Source organism: uncultured Roseibium sp. (assembly GCF_947496995.1).
Classification (GTDB): Bacteria; Pseudomonadota; Alphaproteobacteria; order Rhizobiales; family Stappiaceae; genus Roseibium.
In genome coordinates, this window is the sequence record NZ_CANMFD010000004.1 from 46,494 (window position 1) to 73,215 (window position 26,722).

The following is a 26,722-nucleotide window of genomic DNA, read 5'->3' on the forward strand; positions in this document are numbered from 1 at the left end:
CCGGTGCCCTACTTCACCACCGGCGCCCGCTCGACACCCCAGCCGGTAAAGATCCGCGATCTCTTGGCCGGTGCGGTGTTGAGGTAGCGGCCACCGCGTTCGCAGCTCTCTTCGGCCAGTTTCACCTGACCCTCAAGTTCACGGATGGCGTTGTTGACCTTCCACACCCGGTTCTGGGTCGGGGTCTCGATCTCCAGGCCCTCGAGCGCCTTCTTGTAGGCGATGATCCGGTAGCGCAGCGCCTGGCCGACCCATTTGGTCATCACCCGGTTCTCCCAGACCCGCGCCTTGGCGCCGTCATAGGTTTCCTCGGTGGTCACCGTCTTGTTTTGCAGAACTCTCAGCCGCTCGTCATCCGCCTTCTGAACCCGGAGCGCCACCGTGCAGAACGGCATGACCAGTTCCGCGTCGCCGGTGGCGTCGGAAGCGATCTTGTCGTAGCGGGCATCTGAAGATCTGAATTTGTCGGAGCGCAGATAGATCAGGTAGAGATCGGGCGGCACCCGGCCTTCGGTCTCCGGCATGACCCGCGTGCGCGCCAGTTCGACGATGGTTCCGCCGATCCAGTCCTTGGTCCAGGGTGGGCGGATCAGCGTCCAGCCGCGGTTGCGCAGCAGCTTTTCGTCATTGGTATAATTGAATTTCGACACCGGATCTCCGCGCAGACGCGCGGCCTCGTCACCGGCTTTCGGCATGAGATCGTCATGGATGACGGACGGTCTTGCCCGGTCGAAATCGCCGGTCGGCCGCACGCAGGCGGCCGTGGAAACGGTAACGACAAGCACAGCGCCGAGTGTCAGCACCCGCCCGAGCCTGTGTCTCCCGCCCTTCGCGGAACCGGGATGTACCGCTTCGCAATTGCCCATAGGGCGTTTCTCCAGACCGCTCGAAAGTCAGCAACGCGGCTGGAGCGATACGACCGTCAGTCCTTGTCGGAACCGGCCGGTCCAGCAGCCTTCCCGATGGTCGCGATTCGTGCGGCAAGATCAAGGTCATGGTGCTCATACCGGACACCTGGGAAGAGGATAACTTCTCCAAAGGCCTCCCGGCTGGTCGACTGCCGGCTATCGGAATGACGACCCACACGTGCAGTGGGCCGCTGTGCGGACGCAAAGTCCAACAAATTGCCCATCGTCTCCTCCTTCGGTTCCTGTTGTTCCGGCGGCGTATTACCGGCGGAACACGGTCAAACGGGCGACGCATTACTTCCTGCGAGCTTCATTAAGAAGTCCTCAGGGTTAACAGGATGCTAACGCTTTTAGGGCAATTTGAATGAAACAACTTCAGCCGGTGGTCCGGTCTTCTGTATTTTGTAGACAGGTGTCATGCGTCAAAGGCTTCACTCCAATCAACCCGATGAGATGTCCGCACCCGGCCGGAAAAAACCGCCGCAGGATCGTTGTGTCCTGCTCGCGGCGACAGAACTGTTCGTCGGCAAGTCCCGGCATGACATTGAAGAACAAAAGATATTTCTGGAGCTGGCGCGCAATCTCCTGCCGGCGACCACGCTGCAGGACCGCCGCCGGATTGCTTCCATGCTCGCAGCTCATCCTGAAATCCCCGACGATCTGCTTGAAGCCCTGGCCTCCGACGAGGACGAACTGACCGCCTATCCGGCGCTCCGTTACAGTCAAAGGCTTTCTGTGGATCTCCTCTTACGCACAGTCAAGTCAGGGCGGGAGTCTCTCCGCCGGGCAATTGCAAACCGCCCCTCGCTACGCGAATCGGTGCTCAGCGCCCTGTGCGAACATGCCGGCGCGGACTCCATACGCATTCTCCTGCAACGGGACGACATCCGCCTTGCGCCTGTTCATCACGACAAGCTCAGCCGCCGAGGCGATATCGTCGCAGCTCTCGGCATGGAGCTGGCCGGCCAGGACGCTCTCAACCCCGATGGCCTCATGGGCCAGTACCTACATCTACCGGCTGCGCTGAAGGCGAAAGCCATTGCCGCCGCCGAGATGGCCAGCTTGGTAAAACAGGCCCGGACACCCGGCACCGCTCCGGTTCACCGTCAGGGCAGCGCCGGCCTTCATCTTTGCGATGCCCTGGTGGCCGAAGCACGGGCCGGCGACCGCCCCCGCTTCGCCGATCTCCTCTGCCAGGGCCTGAGCCTGCCGCAGCCGGTATGTGACCTGATGCTGCAGAGGGACCAGAGTGACGGCCTGACGATTGCTCTGAAAGCCCTTGGCATGCCCGCCGCGCCGACCGCCACCGTGCTGATCCGGTTGTTCGGCGAACAGATGCCCTTGGCGGACCTGCGCGGTCTGCTGCGCCTCCATCGCACACTGAGCGTCGGCGCGGCCGGGGTACTGGCCGGCCAGTGGATGCTGCAGGATCAGACAACGGAAACGACACCCTCCCGGCATGTGCCCCAGTATCAGGAAGGCAGCCGCCGCAAGGAACCGGCACGGACGGTCCCAGGCAGCGCCGAAGTCAGCCCCGCGCGCCGGAAATCGGGCAGCTGATCCGGCAACACCGGATCTGCAGCTCATATTTTCTCAGAGAGCTCTGACACCTGCGAATGAAGTCTTTTTGGAACACGTTGCGTCAAATTGAATTCAGTGATCGGCCAACCGCATTTGCATGGCAAAAACTATCTCGGACCTCTTCCTGAAAGCATGAATCAGCTTGAACGCAACAGGTTCTAGAACCGGAACACGCCCTTGCCGGGATCGGCTTTGGGCTCATCCGTGGCGAGCGGCAGATCCACCTGACCGTCTCGCGCTTCGATCTCCACAAGCCAGTAATCCGGATCCATCCGGCCTTCCTTTTGAAGCCGGTCGGCCAGCATGTCCCGATCGGCCTGCAGAAGGACGCGCTCAAACAGGCGCCCGTCAGGCAGGTCGCTGAACATGGATTGCGGTGCGGGGCCATAAAAATCATAGGTCCCGTCGAGCCTGTCGACGCTGACGAAGACAGCTCCGGCCTCCGGCGCTCCCCGCCTGGAAATCGCAGCGAAGCCTCCGGCGTTGAATATCCGGCGGACAAGCGCACTGACGAAAAAATCGGACGTGACCCGCATTGATAGGTCCTCGACTGGACGCGCCAGGATGCAGCTGTGACGGAATTGCGTGGCGGCTGAAACTTCAACCGAGGTGTCTCATACCAGAAATCAGCCGGAAAGGGAGCGCCCGCTGATCATTTCCAGTCGCTCGATCACTTTCGCACCGGGTTCGCCGGTGAGCGGCAGACCGCGGTCGAGTTCGAACCGCTTGATCGCCGTCGTGGTGTTGGCGCCCATAAGTCCGTCGGCTTTCAACGGACCGTAACCGAGTTCCGACAGCGCCCTTTGTATCTTCATCAGGCGGGGGTCCGCATCGATATCGGCCACCGTCTCGGAACCGGCTTCCTGAACGGGCGTGCCGGAGAACCCCGGTTTGGCGCGCGGGACAGGCAACTGCCCTGCAATCGGAGCATCCCCGTGCATCAGGACGAGCGCCAGCAACGCTTCGCTGGCTTCGCCCGTCTCCAGCTGTCCGGCACGGCGTTCGAAGGCGCGGATCGCGCGCTCCGTTGCCGGGCCGTTCAGCCCGTCGAGCGGCCCTTCATAGAGCCCGATCTTTCTCAGGGAGATCTGCAGATCGAGCACCAGCGTCGAGATCTCCTGGATCTGCAATTCGCCTCGGCGGTCACCCGGTTCTGGAAGCTGCAAGGCATCGGAGCGTTCACGGGTCGCAAAGAACGGTGCCGGGTGGCGGCCCGGCTGCAGCCCGACCGCATTGGCGACAATCAGGCAGGCCGTCAGCCCCATGACAACCGTACCGCCCGCAGCCACGGGGTTGTCGAGCGCCACATGGCCTGCCCGCGTCATGAATGAGTCGGGAGACTTTGCCTGTTTTTTCTTTTTGACCTGTTTCGCCATGCCGCCGCCTATGCCGATTTCGCGACCGGCAGACCGGCCGGATCCGACAGGATCTGCCCGGTGCGCATGACATGGACGGAACGGACAGGCACGCGCAGGACGACACTCTCGCCATGGCCAAGCGTGGTTTGAACCGCAAGGTTGCCGCCGGTCCCCTCCAGCAATTCCCTGGCAAATTCAAGGACCGGGCGGGAGACATCCGAACTCCAGCTCAAACTGGAATGCCGGTTTTTGACCGACAGCACGATTTCCAGATCGCCCTGGCCCGCCTGTCCGGTGACTGTGACAACCGCTCCGCTTTTGGATGTCTCAACCATATCCGACAGGACATAACACAGAGCCTGGCGAAGGCATTTCCCGTCCACGACGGCAGGCGGCAATTCGCCTGCTTCGTCGGTTTCAATCTCCACACCGCGACGCTCGGCAATCGGCGTCACCAGTTTGCGGCATTGCGCCAGACAGGCAGGGATGTCGATTGCCGCGTAGTCCGGTTCAGGAACTGCGGGCAGGTTCGGCCGGAAATCCAGAACCGCGTCGAGCTCTTCAAGCCCTGCCTCACCGGCCGCCTTCAGCCGGCCGGCAGCGGCATGTGCAACTGTTCCTGGCCCCGCTCCACCATCTGCCTGCAACACTTCTGCCTGGGCGATGATATCCGCAAAGGCCCGGCGGGCATCCATACCCGCGGTCTCAAGCAGGGTTCTGGAAATGCCGGCCGTCCGGCTTTCCTGTGGCGAAGCCGTAGCTTCAGCCTCGTCCGATGCGAGGCGGTCATCCGCTGGCCGGATCAGGAGCAGCAGTTTCCTGTCAGGAGACGGCGCATGACTGCCCTCATGCCCTTGAAGCTTGATATGCAATTGCAGCTGGCGGTATTCCGCCTGGCCGGTCTCGCCGGGCGTGCTGGCGCCGACCCGCACGCGGGCGTCGAAGACCGCCGGCGCACCACTGTGCCGGACATCGGACAGTTTGGTCAGATAAAGCGGCCGTTCAGCCACATGAAGCCGTTGAAACAGCCAGTCCTCTCCCCCGGCGGCCGGCAGACAGCCGAAAATCTGCTTGACCGGACCTCCCAGAACCCGGATCCGGCCGCCCGGATCAAGTTCGCAGAAAACCTCGGAAGCACTCTGGCTCATCAGCTGGCGCCGGTTTTCCGATGCGACCACCGCATCGCGGGCCCGCTTGCGGTCGCCCGACAGGCGATACGCCAGAAGTCCGGCGTAGATCAGCGCAGCCAGAACGGCGATGAAATGTGCCACCAGCGGCAAAGGCTCGAACTGAAGCTGCGGAAGCGGCAGGAAGGTGATGGCGGCGAGCAGGACACCGCATAGCGCGGCGACCAGGATTGGCGTTTTCCGGCTGGTTGAAAAGGCCGCTTCCAACAGGGGGATCAGCAGCCAGATCGCAGCAAACGAGGCCTCTCCTCCGGTCAGGATGCAGATGGCAGCGACAGTACAGGCAAACAGGGACGAGGAAACGGCGATCACACGGTTCAGCTTGCCGGATTGCGAGAGATAGAGCGCCAGAGGCCACTGGCTCAGCATCCACGCCAACACAAGAATTTCGGCAACATGCGGCGGCCCGGCAAGCGCCAGATGCAGGGGCAGAACAAACAGCGCGGCGGCGCCACTCAACATGGAGCTGATCAGGAAAGACCGGTGCAACGGTGCCAACAAGCTGTCCCCGGCGGCGTGAGGATGAATCATCCCGTCGACCCGAGAAGCCCAATGGCTCAGAAATTTCTGCAGAAAAATCAAAAGATTACGCACTCTACACTACCACACGACAGACGCAGGAATTCCCGCTCGCAGCTCCTGTAAAGCTATTCTGTCGCGGAGCACTTAAGGAACGATAAAGGATGAATTCGAAACGGGGAAAAAATCCCGAAAAGTCACTATGTTCAGGCGCTTGCCGGCCATTGGCTAAAATTTGAATCAATTTTTCCGAAAAAACGATTCAAATACCTGATTTGTTTTATGAAAATTCGCGGCTCCGATTCAACCGGCCATTCTCATGTCCTTGCTATGGTGTCTCCATAACACGCGTGCTGGCAGAAAAAATGGCACGCAAGATCGACAAGACTATGGGTAGCGACATGTTTTTTCTCTTGAGGACAGCCTTCTGGCTAACCTTGGTGCTGGTTCTGATTCCCTTCGGGTCGGATCAGGAAAACACCACCCCCACTGAAACCGTGGACCCCGTGTCCGCGTTTCTCGTGGCTCAGGCAACCGTCTCGGATATCAGCGGCTTCTGCTCTCGCAACCCGCAGGCCTGCGAGACCGGCGGAAATGCCCTGACCGTCATCGGCAGCCGGGCCCGCGACGGCGTCCGCATTGTCTATGAGTATATCGACGCTCGGGTTGAGGACCGCCCCGAAAACGATGCGCTGGTAACAGGGTCGACCACCGCGGCGAAATCGGGACCGGTGATCGCAGTTCCTGCCGCCGCTGCCTTGTTGCAGCAGGCATCGGACACGGCCTCCTCCGCGGAGACAGACTTTGGACCGGTTCCCCGGCCCAAACCCCACTCGGGCCGAGAGACCTGAGTACGCAGGCCGTTTAGGGCAATCTGCCCCCCTGACCCCGAAACGGCTGATTGCGCCACGCTGGCGCGGTGCTGCCTGGCAGCACCGCCAAGACAGCTTCACTTCAGCGGCTCTGTCCGCTGCGCCGCAGATGAGAAGCTGCCCACTTCATCTGCGGCGTATATTTTTTTCCAAGATTCAGCACTGTTGCCGCACTCATTGTCTGCGAATTTGCACTTTGCCACCCCGGTCACAGGCTCATTGGCGAAGTGCTTTTCGATCAGATGGTTCATTTCGATCGCAAAGCGCTCTATATGAAGAACATCAACACCTTCAAAGACGGGCGCGATGACGACAGACATAAGCGAAATTCTCGAGACCTTCGAATTTCTGGACGATTGGGAAGATCGTTACAAATACCTGATCGATATCGGCCGGGAACTTCCTGAATTATCCGCCGAGGAGCGCACGGACACCAACAAGGTCCGCGGCTGCGTTTCGCAGGTCTGGCTGATCACGACCGTCAACACCGGCACGGACGGCGTCCCTGTGCTCACGTTCAGAGGCGACAGCGACGCCCTGATCGTTCAGGGGCTGGTCGCCGTGGTCACCGCCCTCTTCAACGGCAAGACGGCCAGGGAGATCCTCGATACGGATGTCGATGCCGTGTTCGCCCAGCTCGGCCTGCAGGACCACCTGACACCGCAGCGTTCCAACGGCCTCCGATCCATGGTCGGCCGGATCCGCGCGGACGCAGAGGCGGCCATGGCCGCAGCATAGGGCCGAAATATTTGCCCTGTATCGCGCCGGCAGATCTGAAAAGAATTGCGCCTGTAAATAAAAAAGAGCCGCCCAGTGGGCGGCTCTTTTTCAGTTCTGCTGGACTTGCCAGATTTTACTTGGAGCGCTTGCGCTGCTGGCCGAGGCCCATTTTCTTGGCCAGTTCGGACCGGGCAGCTGCGTAATTCGGAGCAACCATCGGATAATCCGTACCGAGGTCCCACTTTTCCCGGTATTCTTCCGGGGTCATGTTGTAGTGGGTCCGAAGGTGACGCTTGAGCGACTTGAACTTCTTGCCGTCTTCCAGGCAGATGATGAAGTCCGGCATAACGGATTTCTTGATCGGTACAGCAGGCTTCAACGGCTCCGGCTCCGGCTCATTGGAGGCCGTCGCGGTCTTCTGCAGAGCGCCGTAAACGTCGCTGATCAGGCTTGGCAGATCTGTCGACGCAACGGTATTGTTGCTCACATAAGCTGAGACAATGTCGGCCGTTAGGTCAATCAAATTTGCATCCACCGGACTATCAGTCATATTTCACCCGTTCTTTACTGAATTCAATTCAAATTTCGGTGCTAACCTGCAAAAACTCGGTGCCGCAAGCGTTTATAGATATTCTGTTACTTGCGAACTTTAGAAATCAACCCTGATTCTACTTTGCAGGAGATCGTCACAGCCTTATATCGCTGGTTTCCTGATACGGCAACCCCAGAAATCAAATAAAAGGCAGATAGTGTCAATAAAAATCAAATTCTATAAATATTGACTGATTGGTATGCATATAACCAACAATGAAGTGAAAGTATTGCGGCGTGCGCAGTCTTTATCCACAGCGATGCATAATCTGTGATCAGTCCTGTCCCTCGGGCCGGATTGACGCAGCCAGGGCGTCTTCTTTTGTATCGGCACAGGGACGGTATCCGGCTGCATAAGCAGCTTTCGCCAATAAATGGGCCGAAATTGGGGCGGTCAGCAAGAAGAAGACAACACCGGCTATTGCACGTGTCACAACGGCAAGATCGCTCGCATGAACAGCCATGGCCAGCAACATCACACCGGACCCGAGCGTACCCGCCTTCGACGCGGCATGCATACGCATGTAGACATCCTTCAACCGGATCAGACCGATTGACGCCACAAGCGCAAACAACGCACCGATGATCAGCATGGTGCCGGAAATGATCTCTATGACAGCAGTCATTGTCCCGCCTCTCTGCGTTTGATGCTTTCCTCGACTTCCGCCACGATCGTCTTGTCGCCGGCCACTCCCCGGTTGAGGACAAAGCGCGCGAAGGCGACGGTTGCCAGAAACCCGACGAGGCCGAGAGTGATGGCGATATCGATATAAAGGTAATAACCGGTCAGAATTCCGATGGCCGCGATAAAACCGATGCCGACGGCAACCAGCATGTCCAAAGCGACAACACGGTCCGGTAGGCTCGGCCCCTTCAGGGTGCGGAACACGATGATGACGAAGGAAACCGTCAGGATCGCCAGCGAAATCCGGACGGCGGCATCCAGAAACACCGATGCAAAGGCATCTAGAGAAGTCATCTGAACACCTCCAGGATTTTGCGCTCGAAACCGTTCTTGATGTCGTCGATGGTCGCCTGCGGGTCCGGCACATCGATGCAGTGCACATAAAGGATCTTGCGGTCCTCGGAAACATCGACAGAGAGCGTGCCCGGTGTCAGCGTGATCAGATTGGCAAGCATGGTGATCTCGAAATCCCTGTCCACGGTCAGGGGAAAGGCGATGATCCCCGGCTGAAGTTCGATCCGGGGCTGAAGCACGATGACCGCAACGCGCCATGCGGACAGGACCAGTTCGTAGACGAACAGGGCCGCCAGCCCGATCCCCTTGGCGAAACGCTGGAAATAGATCGTCGTGCCGACCTGTTCACGGATGAGATAGAGTGCTCCCAGGCCGAGCACGAATCCGAAGGCAAGATTGACCTCCGAAAAGTTGCCCGTAACCGCACCCCAGGCGAGTGCCAGAAGAATGTTGACGAGGAAAAGACTTGTCATCCCTGGACTCCAAAGACCGATCTCAGGTAGCCGAGCGGTTCGACGAGACCGCTCGCGCCCTGTGTTGAAAGTTCCAGCATCCATTCAGGCTGCAGCCCGAAATAGATGACAAGCGCGGTGAGTATGCCCAGTGGCAGCCAGACCGCGCCGCCTGAAAGCTGCGCTTCCGAGACCGCCGTACCGGCGGTGACCGGAGCGGTCTGCCCGTCGGGCGTTCCTTCCGGACCGCCCCGCCAGAAGGCGAAAATCCAGATCCGGCCCATGGCGAGCGTCGTCAGGAAGCCGCTGACAAGGATAGCCGTTCCAAGCCACACCCGGCCATCGGAAAAGGCGGCATCCACCAGCATGACCTTCGGCCAGAACCCCGAGAAGGGCGGCAGACCGGACACGGCAAACGCCAGGGCCAGGAACACCGCGGCGAAAGCCGCGCTCTTCTGGTAGAGCCCGCCGAGTTTGCGAAGGTCGTAGGAGCCTCCCATCATCTCCATGACGCCGGCCGCCATGTAAAGCGCCGTCATCACGATGATCGAGTGCACCGCGTAAAAGATAGCGCCGGAGATCGCCAGCGTCGAACCGACCGCGAGCCCGGCCAGCATCGACCCGATCCCGGCAATCACCAGATATCCCAGAAGGCGCCGGACCTCGCTTTGCGCAAGCGCGCCAAGCGCACCGGTTAGCAAGGTCCCGATCGCCACCAGGGAGATCACATCCGAGAGATAACCGCGCGAGGCCGGCAGGATCAGGACGAAGACCCGGATCAGCGCGTAGACCCCAACCTTGGTCAAAAGCCCGGCGAAAACCGCCGAGACCACAACATTCGGCGTGTGATAGGACGCCGGGAGCCAGAAGTTGACCGGAAAGGCCGCCGCTTTCATGGCGAAGGCGAGAAAATACAGAGCCGCGACCGTCGCCAGAGTTCCGGAGGCCGGATCTTCCAGCGCGGCGACTTTCTGGGCAAGGTCGGCCATGTTGAGCGTACCGAAAATGCCGTAAAGCATACCGGTTCCGATCAGGAAAAGGTTGGTCCCCACCAGATTGAGCACGCCGTATTTGACAGCCCCGTCCAGCTGGATGCGGTCATTGCCCAGAACCAGCAACCCGTAGGACGAGATCAGGAGCACTTCGAACCAGACATAGAGGTTGAAGATGTCGCCGGTCAGGAAGGCGCCGCACACGCCCGTCATCAGAAGCAGCAGGAACGGATAGAACCCGTAGCGACGGCCCGTATTGTCTATGGTCGCCGCACCGAACACACCTGCGCAGAACGCCACGACGGAGCCGATGAGCGAGAGCATTGCCCCTAGCGTATCGACGGTGAAGGCGATCCCGAAGGGCGGCAGCCAGCTGCCCATCACCATGGTGATGACGCCATGATCCAGCACGCGGATCAGCAGCGCCAGGTTGGCCAGCACCAGAAGGCCAAGAAACCCGATGCCCACCTTGGGCTGCAGATCGGTGTTCTTGCGCAGCATCAGGCACAGGGACCCGCCCAATATGGTGATCAGCGACGGTGCGACCACGAGCCAGTCACCTGCGGCGACCGGAGCGGTTGCCATAGCTTGGGAAAGATCAACGGAAACGGAAGAACCGGCCATGAAGTTTAGTATCCCTGCGGCGGAGTTTGGTCGTCTTCAGGTTCGGCAAGACGCATTTCATTGACACCGTCCGTTCCCAGTTCCTGATAGGCCCGGAAGGCAAGTACCAGGAGGAAGGCAAAAAACGAGAACGAGATCACAATCGCCGTCAGCACCAGTGCCTGCGGCAACGGGTTCGCGGTGACGACATCCGGAGAATAGAGATTCTCCGGGATGAGGGGCGGCACTTCCCGGATCAGCCGTCCATTCGTGAAGATGAGCATGTTCACGGCATTGCCCAAAATGGCGATGCCGAGCAGCATGCGCACAAGCTGCTGGGAGAGCATCAGGTAAACGGCCACGGTAAAAAACAGGCCGATCAGGATGACGACACCGGTCTCCATCAGTCGATCTCCCTTTCTTCAAGTGCAAGGGCGATGGAACCAATTGCTCCAACTACGACGAGATAGACGCCGATATCGAAAACCAACGGAGTCGACAGAGCGATTTCCACGCCGAAGAGGTCGAAAATCAGCCACTGGCTGGTCATGAAGGCCTGCGCCTTGAAAAAGGACAGCATTCCGGCAAGCGCTCCCAGAAACAGTCCGAAGGCGGACACGCTCATGGGATGGAAGTAAAGCGCGCGGCGCACGGAAGCGACCCCGCAGGCAATACCGAAAATCGCAAGCGCGGAAGCCGCGATCAGGCCGCCGATAAAGCCGCCGCCCGGCTCGTTATGGCCGCGCAGCAGCACGAAGACCGAGAACAGAACCATCAGCGCCGTCAGAAAGGGCGCGATGGTGCGGAAGATGATCGTACGCATCAGCGAGCCTCCGACGCTTGGGCTTGAACGGCATCCGTCGTGGAGCCCTCAACGGTCTTGTCCGGTTTGGTCCGCACCCTGATCAATGCCAGCACGCACAAGCCCGCCAGCACCACCACCGCGATTTCACCCAGCGTATCAAAGCCGCGGAAGTCGACGATGATCACGTTGACGATGTTGCGGCCATGAGCGATCGAGCGGCTGAACTGGGCGAAGAAGTCCGACAGGCGGGTGTCGAACGGCTGCTGTGTGATGGCAAGCAGGGTCAGCGTCAGCCCGAGCCCGACGGCACAGGCGACAATCCCCGTCAGAAGCGCAGCAGGCACGGAGCGATGGTCACTCGGCATCAGGTTGAGCCGCGTCATGACGAGGGCCAGGATGACCACCGAAAGCGTTTCGACCATGAACTGGGTGAAGGAAAGGTCCGGCGCCCCGAACATCATGAAGATCAACGCCACGGCAAACCCCTGGATGCCGAGCGAGACGATGGCGGTCAGACGGGTCTTGGCGACAAGAACCGCAATCAGTCCCAGAACCGCGATGAAGAGAATGCCCCATTCGTAAAAACGGTACTCCGGCATCTCCGGCATTGTCGGAAAACTGCCGGTCAGATAGCCCGGCAGCAGAACGGCAATCGCCGTGAAGACGAAGATCACGATCATGTAGGTCTGCATGTTGCCGGTCTGGACCAGCCGGGTGACACGGCCGGAGAAGCCGACGACACCGCAGACGAACTGATCGAACCCCTTGTCCGGGCCCCATCCGATGGCCGCCAGAACCGAGGCGATCAGCCCGCGCAGCCTGTCGAGCTGCGTGTACAGCGCGATGCCAAGGCCGATGGTGATCAAGGACAGGATCAGCGGCGCGTTGATCGATGTGGGCAACAGGTGAAGATCCACTTGCGTGAACTCGCCGGTCAGGGACGACAGCGTCGGTCCGATAAACAGCTGGCCTGTCGTGTGGGCCATCAGCGCGAGGACAAGACCCGTCAGGGAAAGCACCACGGGTCCCGCGATGAGCAGAACAGGGCCTTCATGAGCGTGTTTCGGCGTTTCGACCTTCGGCCCGAGGAACGGCTTGAGCGCAACCGCGGCGGCGATCACCAGCATCAGCGCATTTCCGACGACCGCAGTCATCGTGACCACCAGCCCCGCTCCCGGCCAGCCCCAGGTGCCGTAATAAAGGACTTCCTTGGCGATGAAACCGATGAAAGGCGGCAGCCCGGACATGGACAGCGCCGCAAGGCAGGCGGCGGCAAAGGTGATCGGCATCGCCGAACGCAGCCCGCCCAGTTTTGTAACATCCCGCGTTCCGGCTTCATGGTCGATGGTGCCGGCAATCATGAAGAGCCCGCCCTTGAAGAGCGAATGCGCCAGTAGATAAAGCACCGCTCCTTCCAGGGCCTTCTCATGACTGGTGCCGGTCAGCATGACCAGCAGGCCGAGCGAGGCCACGGTCGTATAGGCCAGCATCAGCTTCAGGTCGGTCTGGCGCACCGCAAGCACCGTCCCCACAAGCAGCGTCACCCCTCCGAAAAGCGGCAGAACGGTCGTCCAGAGCACCGTGTCACCCAGCAGCGGGTGCATGCGCATCAGCAGATAGACGCCCGCTTTCACCATTGTGGCGGAATGCAGATAGGCAGAGACCGGCGTCGGGGCTTCCATGGCGTTCGGCAGCCAGAAATGAAAGGGGAACTGGGCCGACTTTGTAAACGCCCCGCCAAGCACCAGAATGAAGATCGGCAGGTAAAGTCCCGTGTCCTTGATGATGTCCGGCGATCCCAGAAGGACGGACATTTCGATCTCGCCCGTCGCAGAGATGATCAGGATGAAGGCCGCCAGAAGGGCCAGGCCGCCTCCCCCCGTCACCAGCAGCGCCTGCAACGCGGCGCGCCGGGACGCTGCGCGCAGGTTGTCGAAACCGATCAGCAGGAAGGATGTGATGGACGTGAGTTCCCAGAAGATGAACAGCGAGATCAGATTGTTGCCCAGCACCAGCCCGAGCATCGATCCCATGAACAGGAATAGAAACGAAAAGAAACGTCCCTGCTGCACATGGCCCTTCAGGTAGCCGCCCGCATAGAGGATGATCAGCGTGCCGATGCCGGAGATCAGCAGTGCGAACAGTGTCGACAATCCATCCACATAGACGGAAAAGTTGACGCCGTAGCTGGGCGCCCAGGCTTTCGCCGCGACAAAGGTCTCGCCTTGGGAAACCGGCCCGATGAACCCGGTGAAATGCAGGAAGATCAGCGCAGGCACCAGCGCCAGCGGCCAGGCGGCGTTATGCTTCAACCAGCGTGTCAGTGCAGGCGCGACGACTGCTGCCGCAAAGGGCGCCAGAACGGCGAGAAGAGTGGTGTCGTCGATCACTGCTGGCGTCATACTGATCTTTCGTCACGTTTTGCTAGAAACCGCCGATGCCGATTACTGCGAATCAACATCTTTGCGCCGGATAATAGCGGCCTTGAAATTTTATGACATGTCTTAGGATACGGACTGTTAAAATTATGCTTTCAGGTCGTTGGAAAAATGAGTGTCTCCATTGACGCGATGGCAGGAAACCTTTCCGGACCCCATGATTTCCCCACCCCGAAGACAGCCATTTTTCGAATGACCTGAAAGGACAACTTCATGTGCCCGTACCTAGGCAAATGAACCTGTCTCTTCAAGCTCCTGCGGCCCGAAATCCGGAAATGTCACAATCCGGCATCGGTGCGTTTGCCGAGGAAAGCCTTTTCCTCCGCTCTTATGGTAATGAGCGGCTGCAGCAGGTGGCTACAACGAAGGATTGCAGGCACCGGCGAATTTCCGGCCTTTTCGGGCGATCCACGGCGTCCCGAGGTCGCGTTCCTGCGGCAGGGTCATGTCTAAACATCTTGATTTCTCGACGTAAATACCGTTCAGTTTTGGTCGGGACTGCCACCGGCATTCTGAGTGAGGCAAAGATGGCTTTGGACTCCAGCAAGCACATTCCCTCTGATCGACCCTCAGACCGGGAACCGTTCAGCCCGGCCGGCATCGACTTTGAGGCGCTGGTAAAACTCAGCAATGAAGCCGTTATACTTCTGGAGCTGCGCGGAAAGCCCTTTTTCATCTCACCGGCAGCGGAACGCATGTTCGGCTGGAGCGCGGAAAAGCTCGTCGGCCAGTTGGACAGTCTCGTTCATGTGACCGGATCGAATGCAAACGCGGAGCTGCTTCAGCAGATCCTTTCCGGCAATGGCGACCCGGCCCGCCCCCTGCCCCGCGCCGACCTTCAGTTCAGATCCGCATTCGGACCGGTGATCTGGGCGGAAATCTCCACACACCTTCTGGAAGACCACACCGGTTCACCCTATGCCTTCGCCGTCTATCTGCGCAGCATCGCAAAACGCAAGGAACTGGAAGCGCAGCTCGAGGCGGCGACCCAGACCGATCCAGTGACCGGGCTTTTCAACCGCCGTGCTTTCGAAGACACCCTGAAGCGGGAATGGGCAATTGCCCTGCGCGAAAAAACCCACACAAGCCTGATAAGGATCTCGCTCGACCGGTTCGACGCTCTGGCCGAGCACAACGGCCCGGCGGCGGCGGAAGACTGCCTCACCAAGGTTGCGGAAACCCTGAAGGATATCGCCCGGCGACCCGCGGACATAACCGCCCGCACGGCCACCTCGGAATTTTCCATTCTGCTGCCCAGAACCCATGAACTGGGTGCGGAGACCATCAGCGCCTATATTCACCTTGCGATCCGCGATCTCGGAATTCCCAACCTGGACAATGGTCGCGGCGACGGCGTCGTAACGGCCTCCGTCGGCGCGGCCTGTGCTGTGGTTGAACAGACCGGGGTCAACGAAAGCCCCGAGTTCATCCTATCGGCCGCGGAAAACTGCGTATTCCAGGCACGCCAGGAGGGTGGCAACCGGGTCAAGACGGTCATGAACGTTCTGGCGCGCTGATCCGACGCTGGTGCATCCATCAGGATTGCCGGCCGCATTCCTTGCTTTCCCCACTCTCACGTCGTTACCATTGCAGCGGTGAAGCGGCCTGCCTTGCCGCACACCTTGCCTCCGATGCCTCTTCTCCCTATTTCTTGGCCGAAGAGAAAACAGGAAAATCCCCATGAGCGATGACACCGTCCGGCAGGACGACGATGCCCCGAAAGTCAGGAAGACCACTGCCGAATGGATGAAGCAGCTGACACCGGAGCAGTTTTACGTAACGCGGCAGTCGGGTACCGAACGCCCGTTTACAGGTCCCTACTGGGACAACAAGCTGATCGGCCGTTATGATTGCGTCTGCTGCGGGGCGCCGCTGTTCATGTCGGACACCAAATTCGATGCCGGCTGCGGCTGGCCGAGTTTCTTCCAGGCGGTCGGCCCGGACGCGATCCGGGAACTGGACGACAATTCCCATGGCATGGTGCGCACGGAAATTCGCTGCAAGTCCTGCGACGCCCATCTCGGTCACGTTTTTCCCGACGGCCCGCCGCCGACCGGTCGGCGGTACTGCATGAATGGCCATGCGATGAACTTCGTCCATGGCGGGCGCCCCCCGGCCGGTTCGGACGGCGGAGATACCGGCCGCAGCTGACGCCCAGGACCGCAGGCACGCCCCGGCCCGCATAACCCAACGGAATTCGGACGCAAAATCCTTTGCGGGATCAATGCCCTATCCGAAGTCCGTTTAGACTTCAGTTACTGTTACCTGCTATAAATCACAATAGCATTTGCAATAATTGTGGGAGCGGGTTCTTGTCTGTCTTGCAGGGAAAGGTAACGGCAGGCTTTTTGGCCATGGCGTACGCTCTCGGTTTGCTGCTGTGGCTGGCGCTGCCCGGGCAGGCGGCCGACCGCATCATCGCCTATACCGGTTATCTTCCACCGCTTTCGATCGATGAAGAGCGCAAGGGTATCTCCGTCGAACTGATGGAGCTCGTCGCCGAGGCGGCCGGGCTTGAGATCGACATTCGCTTTGCCCCCTGGAAACGCGCGCAACTGTTGGCGCAAACCACCCCTGGCGCCCTGATTTTCACCCTGGGCCAGTCACAGGAGAGACGGGAAAAGTTCGAGTACATCGCGCCCCTGCTTTATACCGAAAGCTCCCTTGTCACCCTCGATCAGCCGCTCGACAGCTTCGACAAGGCGATCGAGGCCGGCAAGCTCGTCGGCGTCCATCTCGGCAGCCTGCGGAGCCGGATCCTCAAACGGTCGGGCATAACCAATTTTGCCGAAATCCCGTCCGCCGAGCAAATGACCACCATGCTTCAGACCGGCCGGATCGATGCCTGGTACACCATGTCGTTGAGGGCCAGCTACATGTTCAGGCAGCTCGGGTACGACCCCAAGCGCCTCGTCGTTGGTGCACCTGTTACCCATGGCGTTCAGTGGCTTGCCGCAAACAAGTCAATCGAACCGCACATCCGTGCGCGTCTTACCAAAGCAGTGTCGAAAGTCTGGCGCGATCCCCGCTATTGGCAGATCGTGGACCGCTACGCCGGCTGAACGGCCCGGCGCTTTGACCCGAGCAACCGGGAAAAGGTCACGCCTCGACCGGTGATTTGCCGGTCAGGATCCGGCCGATATTGATTTCGATCCAGTCGGCGAAGTCACGCACCTTCAGTGCCGCCTCGCGCCCGATCGGCGTCAGGCTGTAGTCGACACGCGGCGGCACGACCGGGTGAGAGAACCGGTTGACGAAGCCGTCGGCTTCAAGTGTCTGCAGGGTCTGGGAAAGCATCTTCTCGCTGACACCACCGACCTTCCGGCGAAGATCTGAAAACCGGTGGTCTTCTTCCAGCAACGCCATCAGCACCAGCACGCCCCACCGGCTCGTCAGATGCTTGAGGATTTCCCGGGAGGGACAATTCGTGTTGAACAGTTCTCCCCTGCGCAGGAGGGAGGACAGGGGCGTTCCGTCTTCCCAGTCCCCGTCGCGTCCGATCCGCATCCTGTCGGTCATCGCATCCCTTTCCTTTGCATTCCGTTTGAGTGATCCGGCAGGATCACATCTCAAAACTAACCTTTTTGTATGTACTAACATAACGAAAGTTATGGGTCTATATGGGGGACATCCGGCGAAAAGCCACCGATCCATCTTCAAGGAGCAGACCAATGATTGCAGTAACGGGTGCCAACGGACAACTGGGCCGCCTCGTCCTCAAACATCTCGCCGCCCTCACCGATGAACCCATTCGCGCATTGGTGCGCTCGCCGGAAAAGGCGCAGGATCTGGCCACCGGGCAGATCTCCGTTGTGAAGGCGGACTATGACGATCCGGCAACCCTTCCCGCCGCCCTTGAAGGGGTCGACAGGCTGTTGCTCATTTCCGGGTCGGAGGTCGGCAAGCGCACGCCCCAGCATGTTGCCGTCATTGACGCTGCCGGATCTGCCGGGGTCGGCTTTATCGCCTATACTAGCCTTTTGAACGTCCCCGGCTCCAGCCTTATCCTGGCGAAGGAACATGTAGAAACGGAAAAGCATCTGAGTGAAAGCGGCATACCCCATGCCGTTCTGCGCAACGGCTGGTATATTGAAAACTTCGCCGGGGCCATTGCCACGGCCCTCGCCCATGGTGCGGTGATGGGAGCCAGCGGTGACGGCAGGTTCGCCGCAGCCGGACGCGAAGACTATGCGGAAGCCGCCGCACGCATCATTTCCGGCAGCGACCTGTCCACCCGGGCACTTGAGCTGGCCGGTCACCCCGCTTTCACCCTGGGAGATCTGGCTGCGGAACTTTCCAGCCACCTCGGACGGGAAATTCCCTTCAACAATCTCTCCGAAGAGGCCTACACCGGTGTGCTGGTTCAGGCCGGTCTTCCGGAAGGATTTGCCGCGGTTCTGGCCGACTCCGACCGGGGCGCGGCGCAGGGCGCACTCTACAGTGCCTCCACCGACCTCCGGAACCTCATCGGCCACCCGACCCGGACGCTTGGCGAATTCGTCGCCGAGAGCCTCAAGAACGCCGATGATGCCGCCACATAACGGGTCCGGGAACCGGCCAACGAGCACATACGAAGGCCCGGAGCCGGTCAGCGATTCCGGGCTTTCATTCAGAAAATTGCTCAATGGCTTCAAGGATATTCATTGGTGCCGGTTTCGAGAAGCTGATAGGCCAAAGGTCACGCAAGATACCGAGCGCTGACAATGTCCGTAACCGCTGCCACAGACCCCTATATCCAGGACGGACCCTACGCCTGGTTCCGGCTGGCGATATCCATCCTGCTCAGCACCCTCGGCGGCGCGGGCATGTGGGCCGTGGTCATCGTGCTTCCGGCCGTGCAGGCGGACTTCGGTGTCGACCGGGCGGACGCCTCCCTTCCCTACACCGCGACCATGCTCGGGTTTGCGGCCGGAAACTATATTCTCGGCCGTTTCGCCGACCGCTTCGGTATCGTGCCGCCGGTCATTGCCTCCGCCTTCTGCCTCGGCGCCGGATTTTCACTTGCGGCAATCGCGCCCGATATCTGGCTGTTCTCGCTGGCGCAGGGTGTGCTGATCGGACTTGGCACCGCCGCGACATTCGGTCCGCTGATCGCCGATGTTTCCCACTGGTTCGTGAAGCGCCGCGGTTTTGCCGTCGGCTGCGTCGCCTGCGGCAACTATCTCGCCGGGGTTCTGTGGCCCTCGCTCATTCAGTGGAGCCTTGCCACTGCGGACTGGCGCGAGACCTATCTCATGATCGCGGTCATCTGTCTCGTGGCCATGCTGCCGCTATCGCTGATCCTGCGCCGCCCGCCGCCGGAAAACGCAATGTCGGCAGGAACCGGCCCCCGAGCCTTCGGACAACACTCGAGCGGACTATCTCCCACCGCCCTGCAGATCCTCCTGGTGATCGCCGGTCTGGGCTGCTGCGTCGCCATGTCGATGCCTCAGGTTCACATCGTCGCCTATTGCGTCGATCTCGGTTACGGCGTGGCGCCCGGCGCGGACATGATCGCCCTCATGACCGGCGCCGGCATCATCAGCCGCCTGACCTCCGGCTACCTCGCCGACAAGATCGGCGGCGTCAAAACCCTGCTGGCCGGGGCGGTCCTGCAATGTGCCGCCCTGTTCCTTTTCATCCCCTTTACCGGCCTGACCTCGCTCTATCTGGTTTCGCTTGTGTTCGGCCTCGCCCAGGGCGGCATAGTTCCCAGCTATGCCGTGATCGTGCGCGAATACCTGCCCGCTCGCGAAGCCGGACAGCGTGTCGGCCTGGTGATCATGGCCACCATCCTGGGCATGGCGCTCGGCGGCTGGCTGTCAGGATGGATCTACGACCTGACCGCCTCCTACGAGGTGGCCTTCATTAACGGCATCGCCTGGAACTTCGTCACCATAGCGATCATGATCTTCATCCTCTTCAGCGGCCGGCCACGGACTTTTGTGGCGGAGGGGAGATAGGCGCAGTCGACTGGTCTTGGTGCGTGGCGACCCATCTTGTTGCCCTCCTCCCTCTTGCCTTCACTGCCTAAAAATCCTACCTCCGGAACCATGAAACAGGATGCTTTTCCCCCGCGCGCGGACGCGCGCCCCCTCACCCACAAGACCCATGGCATTTCCCGTCAGGACGATTACGACTGGCTCCGCGCCGAAAACTGGCAGGAGGTCATGCGGGACCCGTCCGTTCTGGACGAGGATATCCGCACCTACCTGGAAGCGGAAAACGCCTATCAGGACGCCTTGATGGCGCCGACAGCCGAGCTGCAGGAACAGCTGTTTGCAGAGATGCGCGGCCGCATCAAGGAAGACGACAGTTCCGTTCCCTCGCCCGACGGGCCCTATGCCTACGGCCTGAGGTTCGAAACAGGCGGCCAGCAGCCGATTTTCTTCCGCACACCGCGAGACGGCGGCGAGGAGACGGTGCTGCTGCACGGTGACCGGGAAGCCGAAGGCAAGCCCTATTTCAAGCTTGGCGGCGCCGGACAGTCTCCGGATCACGCCCTGCTTGCCTGGGCGTATGACGACAAGGGTTCGGAATTCTATTCCCTGCAGATCCGTGAGACGGCCACCGGCAAGGACATGGATTATCTGATCGAGGATACCGGTGGCGGCGGCGTTTTTTCCGCCGACAGCAAGTTCGTCTTCTATATCCGCCTCGACGCCAATCACCGGCCCTCCAAACTCTTCCGCCATGAAATCGGCACCGACCCGGCAAGGGACGTGCTGGTTTACGAGGAACAGGACGCCGGCTTCTTCATGAGCGTCGGCAAGACCCAGTCGGGCGAGACAATCGTCATCGACATCCACGACCACGAAACCTCCGAAGTCTGGATGATCCCGGCCGACCGGCCGACGTCGGATCCGGTTCTGATCGCACCGCGCGAGACCGGCATCGAATATTCCATCGATGACAATGGTCCGACGCTCTACATCCTCACCAACGCCGGGGATGCGGAAGATTTCAGGATCGTCACGGCGCCGAAGGACAATCCGGGCAGGGAAAACTGGATGGATCTGGTCGAGCACAAGCCCGGTTGCCTGATCCTTTCCCATTGCGTCTACAAGTCGTTCATGACCCGGCTGGAGCGCGAGGACGGCCTGCCGCGCATCGTCATCCGCCGTCTGGTGGACAGTATCGAGCATTCCATCGCCTTCGACGAGGAAGCCTATTCGCTGGGCCTCGGCGGTGGTTACGAATTCGACACGGCAACCATCCGCTTTTCCTATTCCTCCATGACCACCCCCTCGCAGACATTCGACTACAACGTCGAAACCCGCGAACGGGTACTCAGGAAAGAGCAGGAAGTCCCTTCCGGTCACAGGGCCGGAGATTACGTGACCCGCCGCCTGATGGCCCCGGCCGCCGATGGCGAGACGGTGCCGATCTCCCTGCTTTACCGCAAGGCTACCAAGCTCGACGGTTCGGCTCCGCTCCTGCTTTACGGGTACGGGTCCTACGGCATCTCCATTCCGGCAAGCTTCAACACCAACAGCCTCTCGCTGGTGGATCGTGGCTTCGTCTATGCCATTGCCCATATCCGCGGCGGCAAGGACAAGGGCTTCCGCTGGTACAAGGACGGTCGCCGCGAGACCAAGAAGAACACCTTCACGGATTTCATCGCCGCAGCCGATCATCTGGTGGCGGAGAACTTCACCGCGCACGACAGGATCGTCGCCCAGGGCGGCTCCGCTGGCGGCATGCTGATGGGTGCCATCGCAAATCTCGCGCCCGAGAAATTCGGCGGCATTCTTGCCGAAGTTCCCTTTGTCGACGTCTTGAACACCATGCTGGACGACACTCTGCCGCTGACCCCTCCCGAATGGCCGGAATGGGGCAATCCGATCACCGACAAGGACGCTTACGAGTACATCGCATCCTATTCCCCTTACGACAATGTCGTGGCGCAGGACTATCCGGCGATCCTTGCGGTCGCAGGCCTTACCGACCCGCGCGTCACCTATTGGGAACCCGCCAAATGGGTGGCGAAATTACGCGCACTCAAGACCGGCGACAGCCTGCTGATGCTGAAGACCAACATGGAAGCCGGCCACGGCGGCGCATCCGGCCGCTTCGACAGGCTGAAGGAAGTTGCCCTCAACCAGGCGTTCGCCCTGATGGTGACGGGAAAGGCTTAGGCACTCCGGGGCGCTTCGAGCGCTCCGGCCGCCGGAGACCGCTCAGACACAAGGCCGCTCACGCATATGTGAGGCCCGGACCGGACCCGATATCGGGTCCGGTATTTCCTTTGAACTCAAATTGCTTAGGTTGTCTTGCCACGACGAAGACAACAAGACGCCTGAGGATTGAGCCATGACGAAGCTGCCACGCCGTGAGGTCCTGTTTGCCGCTGCCCTGTTCGCATCGGCCGCGCTTGCGGAAGCCGCCGAGTTGCGCTGGTCGTCACCGACCGATCCGCAGACAATGGACCCGCATGCGGTGAGCTCCGCTCCCGTGCTCGGATTTCTGAACAACGTCTATGAGGGTCTTGTCCGGCGCGACAAGGACATGGCGATCGAAGGCTCGCTCGCCGAAAGCTGGGAGCCGCTCGGCGGCGATGGCTGGCGTTTTCATCTGCGCGAGGGTGTGACGTTTCACGACGGTGCGGATTTCACCGCCGAGGATGTGCTGTTTTCCTATGAGCGCGCTTCGTCGGAAGCCTCGGATGTGAGCTCCTGGTTCGCGCCCGTCCGCGAGGTCAATGTCGTCGACGATTACACGGTCGACTTTCTGACCAATGCTCCGGATCCGATCTTTCCCGATTCCATCGCCAATTTCCTGATCATGGACAAGGACTGGGCAACGGCCAACGGGGCGACGCTGCCGGCGAAGGAAACGCAGACCCACGCGACACTCAACGCCAACGGCACAGGCCCCTTCAAGCTGGTGTCCCGGGAGCCGGGTGTCGAGACTGTCCTGGAGGCGAATGACGGCTGGTGGGACGAGCCTCAGCATAATCTCACCAGGGCAACCTTCATTCCGGTCGCCAATCCGGCAACCGCTGTCGCAGCTCTTTTGAGCGGCCAGGTGGACCTGATCGATCCGGTGCCGGTTCAGGACGTTGACCGTATCAAGCGCAACGACGGCCTGACGCTGCACCAGGGTATCGAGGCCCGCGTCATCATGCTGGGCTTCGGCCATCAGCATGACGGGCTGACAGCATCGAAGGAAACAGCCGGCAAAAATCCGTTTCAGGATGTCAGGGTCCGCCAGGCCGTACAAAAAGCCATCAATGCGGAGGCGCTTGTCGACAAGATCATGCGCGGCAACGCGGAAGTCGCCAGCCAACTCGTCAGTACGCAAATGAAGGGTTACAGCGAAGCGGCGAGCGACCGGCTCGCATATGATCCGGAGGGCGCCAGGGCCCTTTTGGCGGAAGCCGGATATCCGGACGGGTTCTCTTTCGGCCTGTCCTGCCCCAACGATCGCTATATTAACGACGAGGCGCTCTGCAAGGCAATGACCGCCATGCTCGCCCAGGCAGGCATGAAGGCGACCCTGAAAGCTATGCCGGTGCGCAACTACTGGCCGGAATTGCGGGCGGGCAATTTCGACATGTATCTGCTCGGCTGGTCGCCTGGCACCTTTGACGCCGAACATCCCATCCGTTTCCTGGTCACGACCAGGAACGACGAGAGAAAACTCGGAAGCTGGAACTTCGGCGGGTATTCCAATGCCCGCGTCGATGAATTGCTGCCGCAGATCCAGCAGGAAATCGAACCGGACAGCCGGCAGGCGATGCTGGATGAAGTTGCCGGGATCGTAAGGGACGACGTCGTTTATGTTCCCCTGCACATCCAGCCGCTGCTCTGGGGATCGAAAGCCAATATCGACCTGACCCAGCGCGCCGACAATTTCCTGATGCTGCGCTGGGTTACGGTCGACTGAAGCGTGTCGCGTTCAAGCGGTTTCATGGGTTCAGGAAGACGCTCGAAGCAGCGTTTGCATTGCAAATGCGTTCGGGCGATTTCCTGAACCCAATTCATCGCGACAGATACGCCGAAACGGATCGTGACTTGATTTTGACCAGGTCTTCGGGTCAATTCCGGGGTATTGCAAATCAGTCGTTTGACCGGCCTGCTTTCAAAAGTTAAACGCGCAGATCACTGGAGTTCGCCATGTACCGCATAATCCGCAGTTCCCTGCCAGCGGCCCGTGGCCTGAAGACCGGCCTGCACCTTGCCGCAGTCCTCACAAGCGCGCTCGGAATGGCCGCCTGCCAGCAGTATCAGACGCCTTCCGATTTGCTCTTTGCTCCGGGGTTCAGCACGACCCGGCAGAGCATCCCCTATACCTACAACACGCCTTACGACTGCCGGAATTTCAGCGGTTCCGGCTGGAAGGCGATCGCCAGCGGGCTGGTGCACAACTTCGGTGACCAGTACCGGATTTCGCAAGCCGGGTGCTTCAAGACCCAGTCGGAATGCCAGGCTTATCTGAGCGTCATGCACAGCTATATCGACGTTCCGCGCTTCATGCGCTGCAACCCCTATACAGCGTGAGCCCGGCCACCATCCGGCATCTGTAACACCTTGCGAAAAAAGACCGTCTCGCGGATGGGTGTCTCGTAATAGGCCGGAATTTCCTCGAAGCCTGCAGCCTTGTAGAGTTTGATCGCCCCCGTCATCGACGGCAGTGTGTCCAGAAGCATCTCGCTGTAACCGGCGCATGCCGCGGTGTCGAGAACCCGGTCGATCAACGCCGCGCCGACGCCCCGCCCCCGCCCTGACGGCAGCACATAGAGCCGCTTCATCTCGCAGGCGCCACTCTCGGCAAAAGGGCGCAACCCCACGCAGCCGAGGCTGCTGCCATCGGGATCCTTCGCCAGGAAGAGAGCGCCTGACGGCCGGGCGTATTTGCCCGGCATACCGGCCAGTTCTTCCTCGAAGCCCTGATAGGAAAGATCAATTCCCAGCCAGTCCACATAGGCCCGGAACAGGGTCTTGACCACGTCCAGATCTTCAGCCGTTTCAACCGGAGAAATTGCGAATTGATCGAGGGGAGCCATTGCTGCGTTTCCGGGTGAGGATCGCCGGTCAGTCAGAACCGGCACTTACGGGCGGGATCGCTTTCAGGTAGGCGGCGATTGCCTCCCGGTCGCTCGCCGGAAGCCTGGCCATGTTTTCCTGAACATGAACCATCTCGCCGCCGACCGAATCATATTCGGGGGTGAAGCCGCTTTCCAGATAATAGGCAATGTCGGCGGCGCTCCAACTGCCGAAACCGCCTTCAACCGGGGTGATGTTGGGGATTTTCCCTTCGCCGGTCGGCGCGGGCGCTCCGCCAAGCCAGTCGGCAAGAACGAGCCCGCCGGCAAAATCGCGCGGCGTGTGGCACTCGCCGCAATGACCGGGACCTTCGACAAGATAGCGGCCGCGCTCCCACACGGCACGGTCAACGTCGGCCCCGTTCAGCGGCGAGGCGATCACAGGCGCGGGATCCAGAAAGAGACGCTTCCACAGACCCAGGCCACGGCGGATGTTGAACGGGAATCCGAGTTCGTGCGCGGCGGCCTTTCCCTCGACAATCGGCAGCGACTTCAAAAAGGCAAAGAGATCCCCCAGATCCGCCGCGCTCATTCTGACATAGGAAGTGTAGGGAAACGCCGGGTAAAGGTTCTCGCCGCCGGGTGACGTACCGTGGGTCATCGCATTGGCGAAATCGACCAGCGACCATGCGCCGATCCCGTCGGCTTCGCTCGGGGAAATATTCGGGGCGACAAACACTCCGAACGGCGTTTCCAGTCTCAACCCGCCGCCCAGCTTGAGCAGGTCCTCGCCATCTGCGCCCTTCGCGGCGTGGCACGAGGCACAGCCGCCTGCCCAGAAGACCAGTTCTCCCCTTGCCGCATCGCCTTCCGTCAGCAAGGCGGCTTCCTGCGCGCTCATGCGGGTCGGTGCGGAAAGGCCCCAGCCAATGCCCGCTCCCGCCAGGACCAGCAGAAGAGCGGCAATCACAGCCTTTTTCATCGGGCCTCTCCGAAGATTGATGAATGTCCGGTTCGCGCCCGGTTACTTCTGCTTACGGTAAGTCTCGTGGCAGGATTTGCAAGTGCCCAGCACGGGCCCGAATGCTTCCTTGAAAGCATCCAGATCCGCTGGCCCCGACTTGCCGGATGCCTCCGCCGCGCTTGCCGTGGCAGCCGTGAACTTCGCGAGTTGAGCTGCAAATCCTGCGGCATCGCTCCAGACCTTGGCCGCAGCATCGCTGTTGCCCTTGTCCGATCCGGCCGGGAAGAAATTTCCGAAGGAAAGCGAGGCCGCCCTCATCGTGGCGATGGCCGCTTTTCCGGCCGCCGGGGCATAGGCGATTTCGCCTTTCATCATCCCGCCGCCGAGACCGGCCGCTGCCCCGACGGACGACATGATCGCCTGCCGGGTTGGGATTGGATCAGCCGCCGCCTGAGCGACCGCGCCCGCCAGGCCCAGTCCGGCAATCAGGCCCAAAGTCGTGGCGTTCCGGATAATGCGCATATTTAACTCCCTCTCGATCAACAAGTCTGACGGCGCTCGATGCACCAGCACTTTAAAAACCGATAAACGGTTCAGACATCCCGCGCGTCCTCGGGACAACAGTTCGATCAGAGCAAAGTACAGCCCGTTTGACCATGCGAAACAAAATCACGCTCCCGTGAAGTCGCAATCGACCGGTGGACAGTCCGGCGGCTTACGGCAAGCGACCGGCCATGAAAAAACCCCGGTTCTTGCGAACCGGGGTCTTGTGAAGCGTCTGTGAAGA

28 protein-coding genes are annotated in these 26,722 nt (G+C 60.4%); 11 read left to right on the forward strand and 17 right to left on the reverse strand.

Features of this window, described 5'->3' with window-relative positions; translation table 11 throughout:
* Positions 1-8: 8 nt before the first annotated feature.
* Positions 9-866: a hypothetical protein gene (locus tag Q1B40_RS16220; RefSeq protein ID WP_299816642.1), complete on the reverse strand. Its 858-nt coding sequence runs from the start codon at positions 864-866 to the stop codon at positions 9-11.
* 459 nt (positions 867-1,325) lie between these two features.
* On the opposite strand from Q1B40_RS16220, the gene Q1B40_RS16225 reads away from it, so the two are divergent.
* Positions 1,326-2,468 (forward strand): DUF2336 domain-containing protein, encoded by a 1,143-nt coding sequence (locus Q1B40_RS16225; RefSeq protein WP_299816644.1) that lies wholly within the window; start codon positions 1,326-1,328, stop codon positions 2,466-2,468.
* A gap of 179 nt (positions 2,469-2,647) precedes the next feature.
* Here the strand turns inward: Q1B40_RS16225 and Q1B40_RS16230 are convergent, their stop codons facing one another.
* The 3 genes from Q1B40_RS16230 to Q1B40_RS16240 all read right to left on the reverse strand — a co-directional run bounded on the left by Q1B40_RS16230 (position 2,648) and on the right by Q1B40_RS16240 (position 5,532).
* On the reverse strand, positions 2,648-3,025 hold the full coding sequence (locus tag Q1B40_RS16230; RefSeq protein ID WP_299816646.1) for a DUF1491 family protein: 378 nt from the start codon (positions 3,023-3,025) through the stop codon (positions 2,648-2,650).
* Positions 3,026-3,115: 90 nt separating this feature from the next.
* The gene (locus Q1B40_RS16235; RefSeq protein WP_299816648.1) at positions 3,116-3,865 is read right to left on the reverse strand and encodes a peptidoglycan-binding domain-containing protein; all 750 of its coding nucleotides are present in this window, start codon (positions 3,863-3,865) and stop codon (positions 3,116-3,118) included.
* A gap of 8 nt (positions 3,866-3,873) precedes the next feature.
* A complete protein-coding gene (locus Q1B40_RS16240) occupies positions 3,874-5,532 on the reverse strand; it encodes a hypothetical protein (protein WP_299816650.1) in 1,659 nt (552 codons plus the stop codon).
* 386 nt (positions 5,533-5,918) lie between these two features.
* Here Q1B40_RS16240 and Q1B40_RS16245 point away from each other — a divergent pair, with 386 nt between their 5' ends.
* The gene (locus Q1B40_RS16245) at positions 5,919-6,404 is read left to right on the forward strand and encodes a DUF5330 domain-containing protein (RefSeq protein WP_299816652.1); all 486 of its coding nucleotides are present in this window, start codon (positions 5,919-5,921) and stop codon (positions 6,402-6,404) included.
* Positions 6,405-6,502: 98 nt separating this feature from the next.
* Here the strand turns inward: Q1B40_RS16245 and Q1B40_RS16250 are convergent, their stop codons facing one another.
* Positions 6,503-6,745, reverse strand: a complete 243-nt coding sequence (locus Q1B40_RS16250) for a hypothetical protein (protein ID WP_299816654.1) — start codon at positions 6,743-6,745, stop codon at positions 6,503-6,505.
* On the opposite strand from Q1B40_RS16250, the gene Q1B40_RS16255 reads away from it, so the two are divergent.
* Positions 6,732-7,163: a SufE family protein gene (locus Q1B40_RS16255; protein WP_299816656.1), complete on the forward strand. Its 432-nt coding sequence runs from the start codon at positions 6,732-6,734 to the stop codon at positions 7,161-7,163. The two genes, Q1B40_RS16250 and Q1B40_RS16255, sit on opposite strands and share 14 nt — an antisense overlap.
* A 115-nt stretch (positions 7,164-7,278) precedes the next feature.
* Here the strand turns inward: Q1B40_RS16255 and Q1B40_RS16260 are convergent, their stop codons facing one another.
* The 8 genes from Q1B40_RS16260 to Q1B40_RS16295 all read right to left on the reverse strand — a co-directional run bounded on the left by Q1B40_RS16260 (position 7,279) and on the right by Q1B40_RS16295 (position 13,969).
* Entirely contained in the window at positions 7,279-7,695 is a 417-nt protein-coding gene (locus Q1B40_RS16260) for a MucR family transcriptional regulator (RefSeq protein WP_299816659.1), read from the reverse strand.
* A gap of 316 nt (positions 7,696-8,011) precedes the next feature.
* Complete coding sequence (mnhG, locus tag Q1B40_RS16265) at positions 8,012-8,362, reverse strand: monovalent cation/H(+) antiporter subunit G (RefSeq protein ID WP_299816661.1); 351 nt, start codon at positions 8,360-8,362, stop codon at positions 8,012-8,014.
* Positions 8,359-8,715: a cation:proton antiporter gene (locus Q1B40_RS16270; RefSeq protein WP_299816663.1), complete on the reverse strand. Its 357-nt coding sequence runs from the start codon at positions 8,713-8,715 to the stop codon at positions 8,359-8,361. The genes mnhG and Q1B40_RS16270 overlap by 4 nt, the downstream gene beginning before the upstream one ends.
* Entirely contained in the window at positions 8,712-9,188 is a 477-nt protein-coding gene (locus Q1B40_RS16275) for a Na+/H+ antiporter subunit E (protein WP_299816665.1), read from the reverse strand. The genes Q1B40_RS16270 and Q1B40_RS16275 overlap by 4 nt, the downstream gene beginning before the upstream one ends.
* The gene (locus Q1B40_RS16280; RefSeq protein WP_299816667.1) at positions 9,185-10,783 is read right to left on the reverse strand and encodes a Na+/H+ antiporter subunit D; all 1,599 of its coding nucleotides are present in this window, start codon (positions 10,781-10,783) and stop codon (positions 9,185-9,187) included. Before Q1B40_RS16280 ends, Q1B40_RS16275 begins: the two co-directional genes overlap by 4 nt.
* A gap of 5 nt (positions 10,784-10,788) precedes the next feature.
* On the reverse strand, positions 10,789-11,166 hold the full coding sequence (locus tag Q1B40_RS16285) for a Na+/H+ antiporter subunit C (RefSeq protein ID WP_299816669.1): 378 nt from the start codon (positions 11,164-11,166) through the stop codon (positions 10,789-10,791).
* Entirely contained in the window at positions 11,166-11,585 is a 420-nt protein-coding gene (locus Q1B40_RS16290; protein WP_299816671.1) for a Na(+)/H(+) antiporter subunit B, read from the reverse strand. Before Q1B40_RS16290 ends, Q1B40_RS16285 begins: the two co-directional genes overlap by 1 nt.
* Positions 11,585-13,969, reverse strand: a complete 2,385-nt coding sequence (locus Q1B40_RS16295) for a putative monovalent cation/H+ antiporter subunit A (RefSeq protein WP_299816674.1) — start codon at positions 13,967-13,969, stop codon at positions 11,585-11,587. Before Q1B40_RS16295 ends, Q1B40_RS16290 begins: the two co-directional genes overlap by 1 nt.
* Before the next feature lie 563 nt (positions 13,970-14,532).
* Between Q1B40_RS16295 and Q1B40_RS16300 the strand changes: the two genes are divergently transcribed.
* The 3 genes from Q1B40_RS16300 to Q1B40_RS16310 all read left to right on the forward strand — a co-directional run bounded on the left by Q1B40_RS16300 (position 14,533) and on the right by Q1B40_RS16310 (position 17,067).
* Complete coding sequence (locus Q1B40_RS16300) at positions 14,533-15,522, forward strand: diguanylate cyclase (RefSeq protein WP_299816676.1); 990 nt, start codon at positions 14,533-14,535, stop codon at positions 15,520-15,522.
* Between the two features lie 163 nt (positions 15,523-15,685).
* Positions 15,686-16,156, forward strand: a complete 471-nt coding sequence (gene msrB, locus Q1B40_RS16305) for a peptide-methionine (R)-S-oxide reductase MsrB (protein WP_299816678.1) — start codon at positions 15,686-15,688, stop codon at positions 16,154-16,156.
* A gap of 203 nt (positions 16,157-16,359) precedes the next feature.
* Complete coding sequence (locus tag Q1B40_RS16310) at positions 16,360-17,067, forward strand: ABC transporter substrate-binding protein (RefSeq protein ID WP_299816680.1); 708 nt, start codon at positions 16,360-16,362, stop codon at positions 17,065-17,067.
* A 37-nt stretch (positions 17,068-17,104) separates the two neighbouring features.
* Here Q1B40_RS16310 and Q1B40_RS16315 read toward each other — a convergent pair whose 3' ends face one another.
* Positions 17,105-17,524 (reverse strand): helix-turn-helix domain-containing protein, encoded by a 420-nt coding sequence (locus Q1B40_RS16315; RefSeq protein ID WP_299816682.1) that lies wholly within the window; start codon positions 17,522-17,524, stop codon positions 17,105-17,107.
* 152 nt (positions 17,525-17,676) lie between these two features.
* Between Q1B40_RS16315 and Q1B40_RS16320 the strand changes: the two genes are divergently transcribed.
* The 5 genes from Q1B40_RS16320 (at position 17,677) to Q1B40_RS16340 (ending at position 24,486) form a co-directional block, all read left to right on the forward strand.
* Entirely contained in the window at positions 17,677-18,546 is an 870-nt protein-coding gene (locus Q1B40_RS16320) for an SDR family oxidoreductase (protein WP_299816684.1), read from the forward strand.
* A 162-nt stretch (positions 18,547-18,708) separates the two neighbouring features.
* Positions 18,709-19,947 carry an MFS transporter gene (locus tag Q1B40_RS16325; RefSeq protein WP_299816686.1) on the forward strand — a complete coding sequence of 413 codons (1,239 nt, stop codon included), beginning with the start codon at positions 18,709-18,711 and terminating at the stop codon, positions 19,945-19,947.
* A 90-nt stretch (positions 19,948-20,037) separates the two neighbouring features.
* Positions 20,038-22,122 carry a S9 family peptidase gene (locus tag Q1B40_RS16330; protein WP_299816688.1) on the forward strand — a complete coding sequence of 695 codons (2,085 nt, stop codon included), beginning with the start codon at positions 20,038-20,040 and terminating at the stop codon, positions 22,120-22,122.
* 175 nt (positions 22,123-22,297) lie between these two features.
* The gene (locus Q1B40_RS16335; RefSeq protein WP_299816690.1) at positions 22,298-23,872 is read left to right on the forward strand and encodes an ABC transporter substrate-binding protein; all 1,575 of its coding nucleotides are present in this window, start codon (positions 22,298-22,300) and stop codon (positions 23,870-23,872) included.
* Between the two features lie 230 nt (positions 23,873-24,102).
* Positions 24,103-24,486 carry a hypothetical protein gene (locus Q1B40_RS16340; protein WP_299816692.1) on the forward strand — a complete coding sequence of 128 codons (384 nt, stop codon included), beginning with the start codon at positions 24,103-24,105 and terminating at the stop codon, positions 24,484-24,486.
* Here Q1B40_RS16340 and Q1B40_RS16345 read toward each other — a convergent pair.
* Genes Q1B40_RS16345 through Q1B40_RS16355 form a run of 3 tightly spaced genes read right to left on the reverse strand, consistent with a single transcriptional unit; the run spans position 24,474 to position 26,457 of the window.
* Positions 24,474-24,992, reverse strand: a complete 519-nt coding sequence (locus Q1B40_RS16345) for a GNAT family N-acetyltransferase (RefSeq protein WP_299816694.1) — start codon at positions 24,990-24,992, stop codon at positions 24,474-24,476. The two genes, Q1B40_RS16340 and Q1B40_RS16345, sit on opposite strands and share 13 nt — an antisense overlap.
* Positions 24,993-25,020: 28 nt before the next feature.
* On the reverse strand, positions 25,021-25,953 hold the full coding sequence (locus tag Q1B40_RS16350) for a cytochrome c (RefSeq protein ID WP_299816696.1): 933 nt from the start codon (positions 25,951-25,953) through the stop codon (positions 25,021-25,023).
* A 42-nt stretch (positions 25,954-25,995) separates the two neighbouring features.
* Entirely contained in the window at positions 25,996-26,457 is a 462-nt protein-coding gene (locus tag Q1B40_RS16355; RefSeq protein ID WP_299816698.1) for a cytochrome c, read from the reverse strand.
* Positions 26,458-26,722: the final 265 nt, after the last annotated feature.